Annotated in this window: 16 protein-coding genes; 15 read left to right on the top strand and 1 reads right to left on the bottom strand. The window is 57.4% G+C overall.

The genetic code is table 11. The features are described from left to right. The 12 genes from RAH42_RS12100 (at nucleotide 1) to dctP (ending at nucleotide 13000) form a co-directional block, all read left to right on the top strand. Nucleotides 1-1677, top strand: a complete 1677-nt coding sequence (locus tag RAH42_RS12100) for a Na+/H+ antiporter NhaC family protein (protein ID WP_240496065.1) — start codon at nucleotides 1-3, stop codon at nucleotides 1675-1677. 74 nt (nucleotides 1678-1751) lie between these two features. Next, entirely contained in the window at nucleotides 1752-1877 is a 126-nt protein-coding gene (locus tag RAH42_RS12095) for a hypothetical protein (RefSeq protein WP_317539607.1), read from the top strand. A gap of 71 nt (nucleotides 1878-1948) precedes the next feature. Next, complete coding sequence (locus RAH42_RS12090) at nucleotides 1949-2698, top strand: acyl-ACP thioesterase domain-containing protein (protein WP_078014955.1); 750 nt, start codon at nucleotides 1949-1951, stop codon at nucleotides 2696-2698. Next, nucleotides 2695-3567: an ROK family protein gene (locus tag RAH42_RS12085; RefSeq protein ID WP_317539606.1), complete on the top strand. Its 873-nt coding sequence runs from the start codon at nucleotides 2695-2697 to the stop codon at nucleotides 3565-3567. The genes RAH42_RS12090 and RAH42_RS12085 overlap by 4 nt, the downstream gene beginning before the upstream one ends. 97 nt (nucleotides 3568-3664) lie before the next feature. Then, nucleotides 3665-4474, top strand: coding sequence for a VWA domain-containing protein (locus tag RAH42_RS12080; RefSeq protein ID WP_078014957.1), 810 nt, complete (start codon nucleotides 3665-3667; stop codon nucleotides 4472-4474). Nucleotides 4475-4554: 80 nt separating this feature from the next. Next, the gene (locus tag RAH42_RS12075; RefSeq protein WP_078014958.1) at nucleotides 4555-5040 is read left to right on the top strand and encodes a CreA family protein; all 486 of its coding nucleotides are present in this window, start codon (nucleotides 4555-4557) and stop codon (nucleotides 5038-5040) included. Nucleotides 5041-5144: 104 nt separating this feature from the next. Then, nucleotides 5145-5450 carry a metal-sensing transcriptional repressor gene (locus RAH42_RS12070; protein WP_120371733.1) on the top strand — a complete coding sequence of 102 codons (306 nt, stop codon included), beginning with the start codon at nucleotides 5145-5147 and terminating at the stop codon, nucleotides 5448-5450. A gap of 35 nt (nucleotides 5451-5485) precedes the next feature. Beyond that, entirely contained in the window at nucleotides 5486-8023 is a 2538-nt protein-coding gene (locus RAH42_RS12065; protein WP_078015061.1) for a heavy metal translocating P-type ATPase, read from the top strand. Between the two features lie 710 nt (nucleotides 8024-8733). After that, nucleotides 8734-9822 (top strand): NAD/NADP octopine/nopaline dehydrogenase family protein, encoded by a 1089-nt coding sequence (locus RAH42_RS12060; protein WP_317539605.1) that lies wholly within the window; start codon nucleotides 8734-8736, stop codon nucleotides 9820-9822. A 212-nt stretch (nucleotides 9823-10034) separates the two neighbouring features. Continuing rightward, entirely contained in the window at nucleotides 10035-10577 is a 543-nt protein-coding gene (locus tag RAH42_RS12055; RefSeq protein WP_120371731.1) for a TRAP transporter small permease subunit, read from the top strand. Continuing rightward, nucleotides 10578-11882 carry a TRAP transporter large permease gene (locus RAH42_RS12050; RefSeq protein WP_078014961.1) on the top strand — a complete coding sequence of 435 codons (1305 nt, stop codon included), beginning with the start codon at nucleotides 10578-10580 and terminating at the stop codon, nucleotides 11880-11882. Between the two features lie 131 nt (nucleotides 11883-12013). After that, nucleotides 12014-13000: a TRAP transporter substrate-binding protein DctP gene (gene dctP / locus RAH42_RS12045; protein ID WP_078014962.1), complete on the top strand. Its 987-nt coding sequence runs from the start codon at nucleotides 12014-12016 to the stop codon at nucleotides 12998-13000. A gap of 107 nt (nucleotides 13001-13107) precedes the next feature. On the opposite strand, the gene RAH42_RS12040 is transcribed toward dctP, so the two are convergent. Then, nucleotides 13108-13794, bottom strand: a complete 687-nt coding sequence (locus RAH42_RS12040; protein WP_158606221.1) for a FadR/GntR family transcriptional regulator — start codon at nucleotides 13792-13794, stop codon at nucleotides 13108-13110. Nucleotides 13795-14010: 216 nt separating this feature from the next. Between RAH42_RS12040 and RAH42_RS12035 the strand changes: the two genes are divergently transcribed. The 3 genes from RAH42_RS12035 to RAH42_RS12025 all read left to right on the top strand — a co-directional run bounded on the left by RAH42_RS12035 (nucleotide 14011) and on the right by RAH42_RS12025 (nucleotide 17685). Further along, nucleotides 14011-15375: an L-serine ammonia-lyase, iron-sulfur-dependent, subunit alpha gene (locus RAH42_RS12035; protein ID WP_078014964.1), complete on the top strand. Its 1365-nt coding sequence runs from the start codon at nucleotides 14011-14013 to the stop codon at nucleotides 15373-15375. 153 nt (nucleotides 15376-15528) lie between these two features. Next, on the top strand, nucleotides 15529-16536 hold the full coding sequence (locus RAH42_RS12030; RefSeq protein ID WP_009165129.1) for an ornithine cyclodeaminase family protein: 1008 nt from the start codon (nucleotides 15529-15531) through the stop codon (nucleotides 16534-16536). Nucleotides 16537-16680: 144 nt separating this feature from the next. Continuing rightward, on the top strand, nucleotides 16681-17685 hold the full coding sequence (locus RAH42_RS12025) for an ornithine cyclodeaminase family protein (RefSeq protein WP_078014965.1): 1005 nt from the start codon (nucleotides 16681-16683) through the stop codon (nucleotides 17683-17685). The last annotated feature ends 14 nt before the right edge of the window (nucleotides 17686-17699 follow it).

The following is a 17699-nucleotide window of genomic DNA, read 5'->3' as shown; positions in this document are numbered from 1 at the left end:
ATGTCTCACCGTCGAATTTCTCTGGTGCTTTTCGTCGCGGCCGCTCTCGTGGCGGCGCTTTGCGGAACGGCGTGTGCCGCCGCGGACGAAGCGGCCTCGCCTTACTTCGGGGTTCTGTCGCTGCTGCCGCCTGTGGTCGCCATCGTGCTCTGCCTGACCACGCACGAGGTCATTCCCTCGCTGTTCGTCGGCAGCTGGATCGCCGGCACCATGGTCAACGGCTGGAATCCGATTTACGGTTTTGGCGCGGCCATCGAGAACATCTGGAACTCGCTCGGTGATCCGTGGGGCGCCCGCATCTTCATGACGTGCATCGTCATGAGCGGCATGGTCGGCGTCATGCAGGCGGGCGGCGGGGTGCGCGCCGCCGTCAACGCCCTGTCGCGCAAGGTCAGGAGCAGCCGCAGCGCCATGCTGTTCACCGAGCTGGCCGGGATCGTGATTTTTTTTGAGGACTACGTGACCGCCGCCGTGGTCGGCACGACGATGCGTCCCATTTCCGACAGCTACCGGGTGTCGAAGGAAAAACTGTCCTATCTCGTGGACAGCACGGCCGCTCCGGTGGCGGCCATCGCCGGCGTCTCGTCCTGGGTGGCCTATATGGTCGGCCAGATCGGCAAACAGTACGGCGAGCTCGGCATTCAGGGCAGCGCTTACAACACGTATCTTCGGTCCATCCCGTTCGTGTTCTACAATCTGATCGCTCTTCTGCTGGTGACGCTGGTGGTTCTGAGCCGCCGCGATTTTGGGCCGATGCTGGCCGCCGAGCGCCGCGCCCGCAGCACCGGCAAAGTCCTTCGCGACGGCGCCATGCCGTTGACGAGTGCGGCCGGAGATCCCGACCTCGAGCCGGCCGAAAACGCGCCCGACCGCGTCGTCAACTTCGTGCTGCCGGTCGTGTTTCTCGTGGTTTTCATCGTCGGCATGCTGCTGGTCACGGGAGGTTTTCCAAAAGCGGGGCTGAGCGAAGCCATGGCCAACTCCGACAGCTCGCTGGCGCTGATCTACGGTTCTTACGCCGCGGCGGTGATGACGCTGGCGCTGTTCCGTCTTCAGCGCGCGGCCAGCCTGAGCCGCCTGTTCCGCGGCTTTCTCAAGGGCGGCCAGGCGGTCTTCGTCGGTTCGATGATCCTCATCTACGCCTGGGGCATCAGCGCTTCGATCAAATCCGTCGGCACGGCGGCGTATCTCGTCTCGGTCACGAAGGACTTTCTCGCCCCCGGCTGGATCCCGCTGCTGACCTTCCTGACGGGCATGGTCATCTCCTTCTGCACAGGCACGTCCTACGGCACGATGGGAATCCTGATGCCTATCGTCGTGCCGCTGCTGGCCAAAGTTTCGGCCGCAGCCGGCATCGACGTGACGACCTACATGCTGCCCACCGTCGGCGCCGTGTTCGCCGGCGCCGTCTTCGGCGATCACTGCAGTCCCATCAGCGATACGACGATCATGTCGTCCATGTTCTGCGGCGCCGATCACATCGACCACGTCAAGACGCAGCTTCCTTACGCGCTTCTGGCGGGCGTGGGGGCGGCGGCAAGCTATCTCTGCATTGCCCTCGGCCTGAATCACTGGCTGTCGCTGGCAGTCGGGGCGGCGCTGGTCGCGGCGGCCTTCTTCGCCGTGTCCGGCCGCGTCGATGACTACGCTCCCGCCGGCGCCGAAACGCGGGATTGAAACGCGCGGCTCGCCCCAAGCGGACCGTAAGGACGCAGGAAACTGAATTTGACGAACGAACGATGATGTTCCACGTGGAACATTTTGCGCGTCCCCCGATGACGGCCGAACCATCGGGGGACGCGCTGTCGGCGGGATCTGCTCGGCATTCCGTTTTTTGGAACCGGCGCGGCGGACGCGCCGGGATCGCGGCGTGGTAAAATTGTCGGAAAGGACAATGTCCGTTTGCCGCCGTTCATTTAGAATCGGCCCGGAGAGAGGAAGATAGCCCATGGCCCTGATGTTCACGAAAAAATTCGCGGTCCCCCAGTCGGAGGTGACGCCCTGCCGCGCGCTGAAACCGTTTCACCTGCTGAACATGCTTCAGGACGCGGCGGACGGCGCCGTCGACGCCATGAATCCGCCGCCCGACTACTGGCGTTGCGGCTGCGCATGGATGCTGCACCAGTATTCGATCCGCCTCGACCGGCCGCTGATGAGCGGCGACGCGGGCGCGATCAACACAGGGCACATGCCGTTGCGCGATCTCTATTCGGTGCGCCGCTTCCGGCTGCTCGACGGGCGGGGAAAGCAGACCGGGCTCGCCGACAGCATGTGGATCTTCGTCGATCTGGCCTCGCGGCGTCCCGTGCGGTTGAGCCGCCGCCTGCCGGAGGTGTTCATGGAAAAGGCCGAGGAGACGCCGTTCGAGCCGGTCTTCGTGGCGCCGAAAAGGCTGGAGCGCGCCGATCGGTCCGTGCGGCTGCACGTGCGTCTCGGCGAGCTGGACGCAAACGGCCACGTCAACAACGCCTATTATCTGAGCTGGGCCGCCGAAGCCGTGCCGCGCGAGGTCTACATGAGCTGCGGCCTCGTCGAGGCCGACATCCTCTACAAGCATGAAGCCGTCTACGGCATGGACCTGACGGTGACGACGCAGCAGGACGGCCTGGACTTCCGTCACGAGATCCGCAGCGACGGCGGCGAGCTGATCGCCCAGTTCTCGACGCGCTGGGCCGAAGTGGGGAGCGCGCGGCCATGATCGCCGCGGCGGATCTTGGCGGGCACACGCTGACGGCCGGGCTGGTCGAAAGCGGGCGCGTGCTGCGCAAAAAGACCGTGCCGACGCCGCCGCCGCGCACGCCGTCAGCTGTCTGTGCGGCGCTGGCGGCGCTGCTGGCGGAACTGGAAGCCGGCGACGCGCCGCTGGTCATGGGCGTGCCGGGTATGGTGCTCGACGGCCGGAGCATCGGCTGCTGCCCGAACCTGAACGGCTGGGACGGGCTGACGGACTATGCCCTTGGCGAACTGACCGGGCGCGAAACGTCCCTCGCCAACGACTGCGACTGCGCGGCCTTAGGCGAGATGCGTGGCGGCGCGGCGCGGGGGCTGAAAGACTTCGTCTTCTGCGCGCTGGGCACCGGCGTGGGCGGCGCCGTGATCGTCGGCGGACGGCTCGTGCGCGGCCGGCTCGGCCGCACCGGCGAGATCGGCCACTTCCCGCTGCTGGAGGACCGCGGCTGCGGCTGCGGCGGGCGCGGCCACGTGGAAAGCTTTTTTTCCGCCGACGTTCTGGAACGCGCCGGCGAGAAATACGGCTATGGGGGCGACATGAGAACCCTCTGGGAACAGCGCGAGAACGCCTGGCTGGCTCGTCCTTTCGCCGAGGGACTGCGCGCGCTGGCCTGCGCCTTTACGACGCTGACCCATCTGCTCGACCCCGAGGCGATCGTCGTCGGCGGCGGCCTGTCGCATCTCGACGGTTTGCTCGACGACCTGCGCGACTACATGCAGCCGCTGCTCTCGCCCGTGTACCGCCCGGGGCCGGAGATACGGCTGGCGCTCCTCGGCGAGGACGCGCCGCTGCTCGGCGCCGAAGCTCTGTGGGCGGAAGTTCACCCGAACGGGTGATGAGATCTGCCGGGATTGGCTTTACAATCAGTTCAGTTTCACGTTCCGCGTCGTAAATCTAAAATCAAGGAAACGATCCGAAAGGAGAGATTGATTCATGAAAAAGCTTTGCGCTCTGTGTCTTTCCCTGTGCTCCGTCCTGACGGCCGCGGCCGCCTTTGCCGCCGTGCCGCCTGCGCCTCAGCAGGTCCAGCAGCGGCCGAACGAGATCCTGCCGCGCGACGGGAAGCTGCCCGAACTGTCCCACGATCACAGCGACAAATGTCCGCCGCTTGACAAGGACAAGGTGCACATCGTCTGCATCCTCGACCGTTCCGGCTCGATGCAGCACCTCACCGGCGACACCATCGGCGGCTACAACAGCTTCATCGACAAGCAGCGCCAGGAAGTCGCTTCGGCCGTGGTTACCACGGTGCTGTTCGACCACCAGTACGAGATCCTTTACAGCGACAAGCCGATCAAGGACGTGGCGGCGCTCACCGAGAAGGAGTACTTCGCCCGCGGCAGCACGGCGCTGCTCGACGCGGTGGGGCGGACGGTTTTGCAGGTGGACGGCGACTTCAAGAAAAACGGGACCTGTCCCAAGTCGGAGTTGGTGATCTTTATGATCATGACCGACGGGCTGGAAAACGCCAGCCGCGAGTTCAGCCGCGCCGCCGTCAAGAAGCTTGTCTCCGACGCGCAGGAAAAGTACGGCTGGCAGTTCATCTTCATGGGCGCCAACATCGATTCCGTGGCCGAAGCCGGTTCGCTGGGCATCCGCAAAGAAGCCGCCATGGACTACGCCGCCGATTCCAAGGGCGTGGGCGCCGTCTATGAGAGCGCCGGCGAAGCGGTGAAAATGCTTCGCGAGAAAGGGCAGCTCGACGGCAGCTGGAAAAAGGCTCCGGCGCCCGAAAAGAAATAACGTCGTGTAGAATAAGTGCCGGAGAACTCTTTCGCAAAGAGTTCTCCGGCACGTTTCATTCAAATCGGAGGAAGTCGAAAATGAAAAAGAAACTGATCGTTGCCGTCATTTTGTGCCTGACTTTCGCCCTGCCGGGAAGCAGCGCGCCGAGAGAGCGCTGGGAAGTCGGCGAAGTGGACACGGCTTTCAAACTGGTGGGGCCAAATCACAAAGTCGTCGTCGAAGCGTTCCGCGATCCTGATTTTCCCTCGATCGTGTGCTACGTCTCCTACGCCAAGTCCGGCGGCGTCTCGGGCGCCCTGGGGCTGGCCGAGGATCCGGCGCGGTTCTCGCTCTCCATCGTGCGGACCGGGCGCGAGCCCATCGTTCCCGACACACGCCAGAAAAAGGAGACGCAGGTGTTCAAGTCCCGCTCGGCCATCTTCCGCAAGATGAAGGTCGTGCGCTTTTACGACGGCGAGACCGACTGCTTCGTCTATCTCGCCACCTCCACGCTGCTGCTCGACGGCAGCCCTTTCAACGCCATCGCCGTGATCCCTCTGAGGGCGTCCGTAAGCGCGAAATGACGGGCTTATGACGTGCTGCGCACAGTTTTGCCGTCGGGCGCTTGACAAATACCTTATATGGGTATATTGTGTGTCTGAAATGAAACAAGGAGGGAATTGAAGACATGAAAGAAAACAACTGCGAAAACGTCCGCCGTACCAAGGAGCGCTCGCCCGAAGAGTACCGCAAGCTGATCAACCGCCTCAGCCGCATCGAGGGACAGATCCGCGGCATCAAGGGCATGGTGGAAAAGAGCGCCTATTGTCCGGAGATCCTGATCCAGTGTTCGGCCGTCACGGCGGCGATGAACGCCTTCAACCGCGAGCTGTTGGCGAACCACATCCGTTCCTGCGTGCTCGACGACATCCGGGCAGGGCGGGAGAAAACGATCGACGAGCTGCTGGCGACGCTGCAGAAGCTGATGAAGTGACGGCGATTTTTTTTGCGGGAAAAGAGGTTTTCGCGATGGAGCAATACAACGTCACGGGCATGAGCTGCGCGGCCTGCAGCGCCCGCGTGGAAAAGGCCGTGTCGAAGGTGCCCGGCGTCAGCTCCGTTTCCGTCAGCCTGCTGACCAACTCCATGGGCGTGGAGGGAACGGCGTCCGAAGCGGCGATCGTCAGAGCCGTGGAAGAGGCGGGCTACGGCGCCTCGCTCAAGGGCGCCGCGAAGCCCTCCGCCGCGGCGAAGCTGGCCGAAGACGAGGAGGCGCTGAAAGACCGCGAGACGCCGGCGCTCAAACGCCGCCTTTTCGCGTCGCTGGGCTTCCTGGGGGCGCTGATGTACCTTTCCATGGGACATTCGATGTGGGGCTGGCCGCTGCCGCAGTTCTTCGACGGCAATCCCGTCGCCGCGGGACTGGCGCAGATGATCCTGGCGGCCGTCGTCATGCTCGTCAACAAGAAGTTTTTCACCAGCGGCTTCAAGGGGCTGATGCACGGCGCGCCCAACATGGACACGCTGGTGGCGCTCGGTTCGGCGGCGTCGTTCGCCTACAGCGTCGCGGCTTTGTTCCTGATGACCGGCGCGCAGGCGCGGGGCGACGCGGCCGCGGCGGCGCGCTATCTGCACGAGTTCTATTTCGAGTCGGCGGCCATGATCCTGACGCTGATCACCGTCGGCAAAATGCTCGAGGCCCGCTCCAAGGGACGCACCACCGACGCCCTCAAAGGGCTGATGAAACTGGCTCCCCAAACCGCCACGCTGCTTCGAGACGGCGCCGAGACTGTCGTGCCGATCGACCGCGTGCAGGTCGGCGACGAGTTCGCCGTCCATCCCGGCGAGAACGTGCCCGTCGACGGCGTGATCCTCGACGGCCATTCCGCCGTCAACGAAGCGGCGCTCACCGGCGAAAGCGTTCCCGTCGACAAGGCTCCCGGCGACAAAGTCAGCGCCGCCACGGTGAACCAGTCCGGCTACCTCCGCTGCCGCGCCGCCCGCGTCGGCGAGGACACCACGCTGTCGCAGATCATCCGCATGGTCAGCGACGCCGCGGCCACCAAAGCGCCGATTGCCAAAGTTGCCGACAAGGTGTCGGGCGTCTTCGTCCCCGCCGTGATCGCCGTTGCCCTGTTGACCGTCGCCGTGTGGTGGCTGCTGGGCGAAGAGTTCGGTTTCGCTCTGGCCCGCGGCATTTCCGTGCTGGTCATCTCCTGCCCTTGCGCGCTGGGGCTGGCCACGCCCGTGGCGATCATGGTCGGCAACGGCATGGGCGCGCGCCACGGGATCCTCTTCAAGACCGCCGCCTCGCTCGAGGCCGCCGGCCGCGTGCAGATCGTGGCGCTCGACAAGACCGGCACCATCACCAGCGGCGAGCCGGAAGTGACCGACCTTCTGCCCGCCGGGGGCGCGAGCGAACGGGAACTGCTCGAGCTGGCCTGCGCGCTGGAAAGCAAGAGCGAGCACCCGCTGGCCCGCGCCGTGATGCGGAAAAGCTGCGACGAAGGCCTGACCGCGGCGGAGGTGGGCGACTTCCGCGCCCTGCCCGGCAACGGCCTGACCGCCACGTTGAACGGCGAAGAACTGCTCGGCGGCAGCCTCGCATTTATCGCCGGCCGCGCCGCCGTGCCCGAAGAGATGAATGCCAAGGCCGAAGCGCTGGCGGGACAGGGCAAGACACCGCTGCTTTTCACGCGCGGCGGAAGGTTCATGGGCGTCATCGCCGTGGCCGATACCATCAAGGAAGACAGCCCGCAGGCCGTGAAGGAACTTCAGGACATGGGCATCCGCGTCGTCATGCTCACCGGCGACAACGAACGCACCGCTCGCGCCATCGGCGCGCAGGCCGGCGTCGATCAGGTCGTGGCGGGCGTGCTGCCCGACGGTAAGGAAGCCGTGATCCGCGAGCTGCAGAAACGCGGCAAGACCGCCATGGTCGGCGACGGCATCAACGACGCCCCCGCCCTCACCCGCGCCGACACCGGCATCGCCATCGGCGCCGGCACCGACGTCGCCATCGACGCCGCCGACGTCGTACTGATGAACAGCCGCCTCAGCGACGTTCCCGCCGCCGTGCGCCTGAGCCGCGCCACGCTGCGCAACATCCACGAGAACCTGTTCTGGGCTTTCTTCTACAACGTCGTCGGCATCCCGCTGGCGGCCGGCGCCTGGATCTCCCTGCTGGGCTGGAAGATGAGCCCCATGTTCGGCGCCGCGGCCATGAGCCTGTCGAGCTTCTGCGTCGTATCCAACGCGCTCCGGCTGAACTTCTTCGACCTGCGCAGCGCGAAAAAGGATAAAAAAATCCGGCCCGTGGGGCTGGATCAGATCGAATCGGAAAAGGAGAATGGACCAATGACCAAGACACTGAACGTTGAAGGCATGATGTGCGGACACTGCGAAGCCCGCGTCAAAAAGGCCCTGGAAGCCGTGGAAGGCGTCGCCTCCGCCGAAGTCAGCCACGAAAAAGGCACCGCCGTCGTCACGCTGAGCAAGGACGTCCCCGACGCCGTGTTGAAAAAAGCCGTCGAGGACCAGGACTACGCCGTTACCGCGGTGAAGTGAACTTTTCACAAAAAAGAACGGATAAAAAATGGCCGGATCTCGATGAACTTGGGGCATTGCGATCTGGCCATGTCTGGCGTACTCTCCAGCGGCCTGAGGAACGAAAACGCTGCCTGTCACCGCTTCGGGCTTCTGCGTCTTAAGAAAACGTCAAGAACAAGAGAGGGCGAAGTCCGTACGGACTTCGCCCTCTCTTGTTCTTGACGTCTCAGCGTCAACGGACGATGGGCTTTCATGCCGAAATGTCACGGGGCGCCCTTCTTGGTCTGATGCATCTCTGGGTAGCTGATTTTTTTTCAGTCTTAACTTGGTCCTTTTATATCAATTGTTCTTGTATGCCAGTTTAATTTTCGCTTTTTTGTTCTCAGTAATTTTCATGTTTTAAGCCATTTTAGATCAATTTAGACATGTTATAAGCTGCGGTAATATTAGCTTGTTTTGCCAAGAAACAATATTAGGCGTTAGTATTGAAGAGAACTTTTGAGGTGCGCCTTTTTATTGAAGATAATTACAATGCATGAAAATCTTTTCTTGACAAAGAACGTATGCCGTGATATTGTCTGACTGTCAGACAATATCACGGCATAAATAACTTTTATAGGCCGCGACTTCTCAAAGAACATGACTTACGGCAGCCATGTTCCTGTGATTCTCGGCGTTTTGTAGTCGCATGGCAGTTTGTTCTATATTTTTAGCGAGGAGGATTGGATATGTTGAGATTTGCAATGCTTGGCAGCGGCAACGGGGCACGTGCATGGTGCGCTCAGATTAGCGCCGCTGGTTATCCGATTGTCATGTGGGAGCCGCTTGATAATGTGCCGGATTTCCCGACACTACACGAGAAAAAAACGATTTCCCTCGTCGGAGACATTCAGGTCACAGGACACCTTCACGCTGTGACGCGCGATATCAAAGAAGCTATGGATGGCGCTTCGATTGTCGTTGTGAACGTACCCTCGTTCGCTCACGGGCCTATCTTTGAAAAGATGATTCCGTTCCTCAAGGACGGTCAGCATATCGTCATCGTGCCGGGCAACTTCGGTGCGTACCGTCTCAAGACGATGATGAGCAAAATGGGCTGCAAGGCTCGAATCTCGATTTCTACGGTAGAGACTCAGCCCTACGCCTGCCGCATTTGTGCTGTTGACAAGGTAAACATCAACAAGCGCAAGACGGCTATCTACCTCGCTACGTCGCCGGCTTCAGCGGCCCCGGAAATACTTGACATCCTGAACTCTGCATTTGCCGGATACGTCAAGTACAAGAAGGCCGATCACATCCTTGCACTCGACATGTCCAACATCAATTTTACAATGCATCCGTATCCCGTGATTCTGAACTGGGGTGCGATTGAGCAGCGCGGTGACACATGGCGTCACTACATCGACGGGATCACGCCACTCATCAGCGAGCAAATGCACGAACTGGACAAGGAACGTGTCGCAATTGGTGCGGCCTGCGGTTTTAAGCTTGATGGTTTTCTTGAGCTGATGAAGATGTACTACGGCAACAATAGCAGCAAGAATATTTTCGAGTATGTGCACAGCCCTGAGACGCCGTATTCTGATCTCGTTGGTCAGAGCGTTCGTAGCCGTTATATTACAGAAGACGTGCCGGGGGTCATCATGCCGATCGCCTGCATCGCGCGCAAGGCAGGAACGAGGTCACCGAGGGCGGAGTTGATTGTTAACTTCTGTTCGCAGCTGCATGGTACCGATTACTGGCATCAAGGCACAACGCTCGAGTCTATAGGCATTGCCGACAAGTCTATCGACGAAATCATCAATATGCTGACATAGGCTAATTCTGTAGGTTCTGCACTTGTTTCAAGTCTGAAATAGTTTTTCAATTCAAGCGCATGGTACTTGAGGAAGCATGTGGGCGTCGGAAAACATATATTTTGGGTTTCGTCATTTTTGCAGCTCAGTGGTTTTGTGTCCATTATTCTATCCTGTTGCGACTTTCATGGGCTTAAAAATAGAAGAGCGTTCACGACATAAGGAGGGGAAACATGAAAAGTATGACAATTGTTCGAGCAAAATGGATTCGTGGGCTTGACCATGTCATTGATGCGGTTATTGTCATCGCTCTGCTCGCGGTTACGGCGCTCATGTTTGTCCAGGTTGTTATGAGATATGTTCTGCGCTCGCCGCTTATGGGCATCGAAGAGCTTAACAACTTTCCAACGACATGGTTGTACTTGATGGCCGCCGTGAAAGCCTCTTCCGAAAAGGGGCAGCTTGTTGCGAGAGTACTAGAGATCTTTTGCAAGAGGGTACGTAGTATTTACGCTATTCGTATCATTGCCTCTATTGCTTCGACAGTTATCCTGTGCTGGCTCACGTGGTGGGGCTGGGATTACCTCAAGTATGCTCTCCGCGTCGGTAAGAAGACGGATATCCTATTTATCCCAATGATCTACTATGAAGTGACGGTATTCATTGCGTTTGCTCTTATGCTGTTCTACACAATCGTCGAAATGCAGGAGTGCGTTCAGCAGTACCGGATGACGCCTACGGACGCCCTTGTCCCGAAACATCAGGAGGTGGCCTAAATGGACGGCGTGACTCTTTCGATTATTTCCCTTTTAATCCTGATGATCCTGCTGTCTTTGGGCGTGCCGATCGCATTTTGTTTTAGCGGAGCGTTGTTGTTCATGGTTACATTTGGTGATATCTCGATGAAGGGTATGATGATGTGGGGGCTCCAGCAGATTTTAAGCCCGTCGTTGCTGTGTGTGCCGCTGTTCATCTATGCAGGCTCGCTAATGAGCGGGTCAGGCATAGCAAAATACCTGCTTGACTTCGTTGATGTTTTCGTTGGTCGCGTCAAGGGCGGTCTCGGCATCGTTGCGATTGTTACTTGCGGCATCATGGGCGCCATTTCCGGCAGCGCATTCACTGGTCTTGCCGCGACGGGTAGCATGTTGATTCCCGAGATGGTGAAGCGAGGTTATCCACGTTCTTGCGCTACGGCGCTGATTACAGCTTCGTCGATTCTCGGCACGCTGATCCCACCCTCAACGCCAATGATCATCTTCGGTTGGGTTACTAACACGAACGTCCTTGCCTGTTTCCTGTCCACTGTAGGCCCCGGAATCCTGACAATCATCATTTTCTGTGCAATCAACATGCTTATCTGTCACAAACTTGATATGAAGCTTCTTCCTCCGCTTTCTAAACAGGAGAAACGTCGCCAAATTATCAGTAAAGGCTGGAAGGCTCTGCCGGCCATTCTAATGCCCCTTATTATTCTCGGCGGTATCTATTCCGGCGCGACGACGCCAACCGAAGCGGCGGCCGTCGCTACAGTTTACTGCTTCCCTGTCGGCTTTTTGATTTACAAGGGTTTGAAACCAAAGAATACATTCCAAATCACGAAGGACTCTGCTGTATCGGCGGGCACAATCATGGTCATGATTATGTGTTCGATGATGTTGAGCCAGACGTATGTTAGGCTTCAGGTTCCTCAGGCCATCATGGGGTCAATTTTCGGCATCACGCAGAACAAGTTTCTAATACTTCTCCTCATCAATGCCCTGTTGCTCTTTGTTGGCATGATTGTCAATGACACGACAGGCATCATTCTTGTGGCGCCGTTGCTCCAGCCGCTGGCGATGTCAATTGGTATCCACCCCGTGCATTACGCGGCTATCTTTGGCGTTAACCTCGGCATTGGCTGCCTGACTCCGCCTTACGCCTCGTTGTTGTATCTCGGCATGCGCGTCGGCAAGGTTGAGTTTTCTGATATCCTGCCGTACGTCTGTCTGTTCCTGCTAGGCTACCTGCCGGTCATGCTTGCTACGACCTACTGGCCGGCACTGTCCCTTTTCCTCCCGCGTGTTTTTGGTTACGTGTAAAAAAATAAAACTGTCGCGAGGCACGTTTTTCTTGTCCTCGTAACGTCGGGCTGTTCAGTTCCAATATTTTTACTGGCTTCAATGTACCGTGCGTAACGCACATATTCTATTTTTGTTGAGGAGGGTTTTACATGAAAAAGTTGAACGTTCTGTTTGCTGCTTTCGCTGTTTTCTACATGGGTACAGCCGCAGTTGCCGCGCCGTGGAAGCTTGCCACGATTCGTCCCGAAGGTTCAGCGATTGATATCGCGGTTCATAAGTTCGTTGACGACGTGAAGAAGGGCACCGACGGCCGCATTGATATCCAGATTTATCCGAACAGCGTTCTCGGCGACTACACGACAGTGCAGGAGCTTGTCTCTCTCGGCTCGGTCGAGATGCAGTGTGGTTCCATGAGCTGGCAGGTCGACAAACGTCTGTCCGCCTTCATTCAACCTTACCTTGTCAAGGACTGGGAGACAGCGAAGAAGAACTACAGCAAGGGAGCAAAGTTCACAGCTTTCTGCGAAGAGATTCTCGAGAAACAGAATGTTAAGGTCCTTGCCTATTGGCCGATTTACTTTGGCGGTATCGCTCTGACCAAAGATGTCGCCAATCCGCTTGATACCGAGAAGAAGAACCTGAAGGTTCGTGTGCCGAGCACGAAGCAGTGGGAAGCGCTTGCTGACGCCTTTGGTTTTCAGGCCACGCCACTTCCATTCTCCGAGTTCTTTACTGCGGCTCAGACTGGCATGGTTGAGGGCATCTTCGGTGCCGGTGCTGAAAACCACTACGTGAACTTCAAGGACATAATGAAGGCTGAGATTCCCATCAACACGCACTTTGAGTGTTGGCCGCTCATCATTAACAAGGAGCTGTACGACGGACTGTCCGATGCTGATCGTGCCACTCTTGACAAGGCTGCTGCGGACTTCGAAGCTGAGCGTTGGGCCGTTGCCCCGCCTGAGACTGAAAGCTATCTCAAGAAGCTTGAAGAAAAAGGCATTAAGGTTTACCGTCCGACGCCCGAACAGCTTGAGCACTTTTCCGAGGTCGGACGCAAGGCGACATTTCCGGTCCTTGAGCAAATCTGTGGCAAGAAGGGCTATGAAGAAATCCTTGCAACGATCGTTGACTAACATCTTTTTATCTGAATTGAATTGTTGATGAAATCGAGATTCATAAGAATAAGCGCGCTCTCAAATTGAGGGCGCGCTCTTAGAAAACAACGTGTTGATTAGTGCGTTTATTGTTCTTGTGTCTCTTCTGTCGCAGGAGCGTGCTTGTACCCCTTTTTCCAGAAGACCTCGACGTGCTTCACCATGACGCGGCGGGCCAGAGATGGATCGCCGGACTTGATCGCCTCAAGAACTTTCCAGTGCTCCTTGCGGTCTTCTCGTGGCAACATCTTGAAATTCACCTCTTTCTGGCGCTTGATTTCACCGTTCAGTGAGTCGATCATGCGCGTCAGGTACGGATTGTCGGCTAGCCTGGCAATCGCGGCGTGGAACTTCATATGTGCCACGTTAAGTGCGGCGTCCCCGTCCTCCTCTCCTTCGCGGAGGATAGCTTCAAGTTTCTGAATCTGTTGTGGCGTGGCGCGCTGTACGCACCAGTACGCGGCCTGTCCCTCAATAAGCTTGCGGACTTCAATGAGCTTCGCGTAAGCACTGTCGTCGAAGTCGTCCGCTTCAGGAGCATCGAGTACGTGGAGTAGAAATGTGCCTCGCCCGGGTTTTGATTCGACGATGCCAGCGTAAGCCAGAGCTTTAAGTGCCTCGCGGATGCTACTGCGGCTCACATTGAACTGCTTCGCGAGGGCGAGCTCTCCAGGCAAGCGTTCGCCAAGTTTCCACGTGCCGTTTGCAATCTCTTTTTTCAGCTGGGCAATAATTTCAGTGTAATAGGTACCTTTCTCCAGCGGTCGAATCATAAAAACACGCTCCATCAGATTTGCATTTAAAATGTGTTATTGATTATTCTCTTTTTGCACTGTTTCGTTCTGTAAGTAGATTATAATCGTAGCACACATCAAAAACTCACGCAAGGCATCGAAACGTTGTGAAATATATTATTAATCACTGTGCAGAATAATATCGAGCTAATATCAAACTAACAAAAAGGCTGGGAACATATTCCCTAAGCTTTCATGTGTCAGTGGCAGCACAAATTGAATAATTTTGTACATTTTATAGGAAAGGGATTTTTGTCGATGGTAAATCGTCAAAGTATTCTACTTACCATTCTCAACAAGGAAGTCAGACCGGCCCTTGGCTGTACGGGACCTGTAGCTGTTGCGTTTGCTGCGGCTGCCGCAAAGGATACTGTAGGCGGCGAACCGAAAAAGGTTCGCATTGTTATGGACAAAGACTCGTACATCAAGAACGTTGCCGTCGGTATCCCAGGTATTGACATGCGTGGTATTGAGATCGCCGCATCGTTGGGCGCTATCGCCGGCGTTTCATCGGCGGGGCTTGAAGTACTCAAGGATGTGACGCCGTCCGATGCAGCAAAAGCCAAGGCCTTCCTGCCGAACGTTGACGTCAAGATTCAGTGGGATTTTGACAGCGTTGGCCTCTATATTGAAGCATGGGTTGCGACAGACAAGGGCGAAGGACACGTGCTTGTCGGCAAAACGCACACGAATATCATTTTCCGCGAATTGAACGGCAAGCTCATTGAAGGACAGTACGAGAAGAACTTTGATTCTGTTGTTGACCGTTCGCATGACACGATCCTTGACTATAAAATCAGCGAGATCATTGACTTCGCGAAACAGGTCCCGATTGAGGAAATCAGCATCTGCCGCGAGGCCATCGGAATGAACAAGATTATCGCCGAGCAGGGGTATAAGCCGGGTGTTGGCGAAAATTTCGGCAACGGAATTCTCGAGATCCCGTGGCCTTCCCCAATTACGAAAGCTAAGAGCTATGCGGCGGCGGCTTCTGATGCTCGCATGCAGGGACTTGAATATCCGACGATGAGTTGCGCAACGAGTGGTAATGTCGGTATCACATGTTCTATGCCGTTAATTTCCATGGGGGAGAGTCTTGGCAAATCGGAAGAAGAGATCATGCGCGCTCTTGCAGCGAGTTTCCTGCTCTGTGTACAGATGAAGAGTCTGATTGGTCGTCTCTCAATGTTCTGCGCGTGCGCGCTGGCGTCGAGTGTCGGTATCGCAGGCGGCATGGTGATGTTGCTAGGCGGTGGCACGAAAGAAGTTGATGGCGCGATACGTAACGTCGTAGGTTCTGTGTTTGGCATTTTGTGTGACGGTGCGAAGCATGGTTGTGCGCTGAAGTTGTCCATGTCCTCCGGCGTCGCGATTGAGAGCTCCTACATGGCGATGAACGGTCACTTTGTCAAGGGCGGCGATGGTTTTGTCTGCAACACAGCGGATGAGACTGTCCACCTTGTGGGGCGCATGGCCAAGGAAGGCACAGCGGGTGCCGATCAGACGATGTGTCGCCTGCTCTACGAGCGCAACAAGATTGACTCAGCCAAGCCGTCGTAGATGCGTTGCGTCTAAAGTCTTTCCGCTGGCTGGGCGTTGTGCTAGGCCTGCGGTCCCGTTGCGTTGCCGTAACGTTCAAACGTTTTACTCTATTTTGCGTCTATATGGTTTTCAGTTTGACGGTCTTACTTTTCCGCAAGGAGGAATCTGTGCATGAAAACGTTGTTGCTGAGCCAGAAGGAAGCCATGAGCTTGATTACAATGAAAGATGTTGTCGAAATCGTGGAAAAGAACTTCCGCGGCATGGGCGAAGGAAACGTCATCAACCCGACCAAGGTCAACCTTGACCTTGGCGAGACCAGCCCATACCCGCCCTATGCGGGCTACATGAACGCCATGCCGGCCTACATCGGCTGGGAGAACGTTGCCGGCATCAAGTGGGCTGGCGGCGCGCTCGGTAAACGAAAAGCCCTCGGACTGCCCTACATTTCTTCGATGATGTTCCTCGTTGACCCCGTGACGCTCCAGTTCAAGTCCGTCATGGATAGCGCGATGATTACGAATTACCGTACTGGCGCTCAATCTGCCGTTGCAATGAAGTACCTCACGAAGAAGCGGAACATCACGTTCGGTCTGTACGGCGCTGGAATGCAGGCTCGTACGCAGGTTATGGCATTTGCTGAAATCTTTACGCTCAACAAGATCAAGGTGTATGATGTTTACACACCGGCTGCCGAGAAGTTCAAGAAAGATGTTGCTCAGTACGTGAAGAATGGCAACATTGAGATCTGCTCTGTTCCGCGTGACGTGGTCGAAGACTGTGATGCTATTGTCGCTGTCACCCAGGCCCAGAAACCGATCGTCGAAGACAGTTGGATTAGGCCGAAGCAAGTCTTCTTCCCGATGGGCAGCTGGCAGGAGTGTACGGACGAGTTCATTCTCAACGCTGACAAGATCGTCGTTGACCACATCGGCCAGTGCCTACACCGCGGTGCCTTGAAACACGTGGTGTCCGAGGGCAAGTTTTCCGAGAAGGACATCTACTGTACGATCGGCGAACTTGTTGCTGGCAAAAAGAAACTCGCATACGTCGAAGACCGCCCTGCTGAGCGCACGATTTGTATCCCGATTGGCACCGGCGCTCAGGATGTAGCTGTCGGCGGCGTCATCTACCAGCGCGCCATCGCGAAGGGTATCGGTGGCAGCTTCCAGTTCGTGTAAAACCGCTGGACTGAAAAGAGTGATTTCCCGGGCCGCTGCCGGATTCTTGTCCAACCGCCGTGATCAGCGTGGCGCTTCGGCCCCTGCCAAAAGCCTTTAGAACCTGCTGTCGCGCAGGTTTCCCCATAAGGAGGAACGTTTCACATGAAAACCCGTCTGCTGAGCCAGGATATGATCAAGAGCCTCATCACGATGAAAGACGTCGTGGACGTCGTCGAGAAGACATACCACGGCATGGGCGAAGGTACCGTTATTAACCCCGCCAAGGTGAACCTTGACCTTGGCGAAACTGCCGAATACCCGCCGTACAAGGGCTTCATGAACGCCATGCCCGCGTTCATCGGCTTCGAGGACATTGCGGGCCTGAAGTGGGCTGGCGGCAACCTCGGCATGCGTCCGCTCATGGACCTGCCCTATGTCTCTGCCCTGCTTATGCTGGTCGACGCTCCGACGCTCCAGTTTATCGGCGTCATGGACAGCGCTCACATCACGAACTTGCGCACCGGCGCCCAGTCTGCCGTCGCTTCGTGCTATCTCACGAAGAAGCGCAATATTACGCTGGGGCTTTACGGCGCCGGCATGCAGGGGCACACCCAGACCATGGCGTTCGCCGAGCGCTTTACGCTGAACAAGGTCGTCGTGTACGACGTGTTCCCCGCTGCGTCTGAGAAGTATAAGGCCGACTGCGCGCACCTTGTGAAGGACGGCAACATCGTCATCGCGAAGACGCCGGAAGAGGTCTGCAAAGATGCAGACATCATTGTCTGCGTCACCCAGTCCAAGGACAAGTACGTCAAGGACGAGTGGATCAAGCCCGGCCAGATCCTGTTCCCGATGGGCTCCTACCAGGAGTGCGAGGACAAGTTTATCAAGAACGCCGACAAAATCATTGTCGACCACATCGAACAGTGCATGCACCGCGGTGCTCTGAGCGGCCTTTATGAGAAGGGCGAGCTCAAGGAGAGCGACGTGTATGCTACGATCGGTGAAGTCGTCGCCAACAAGAAGAGTGTCGTCCCGGTCGAAGAGAGCCATGAGCGCATTCTCTGCCTGCCGATCGGCACCGGTTCGATGGACGTTGCTGTCGGCGGCATCGTGCTTGAGCGTGCCAAGGAAAAGGGCGTTGGCGGAGAGTACGAGTTCGTATAACAACGCAGCGCACT

Source organism: Pyramidobacter sp. YE332 (assembly GCF_033060595.1).
GTDB lineage: Bacteria > Synergistota > Synergistia > Synergistales > Dethiosulfovibrionaceae > Pyramidobacter.
The sequence above is the reverse complement of the archived record's forward strand: the minus strand, read 5'-3'. Positions and strand labels throughout refer to the sequence as shown.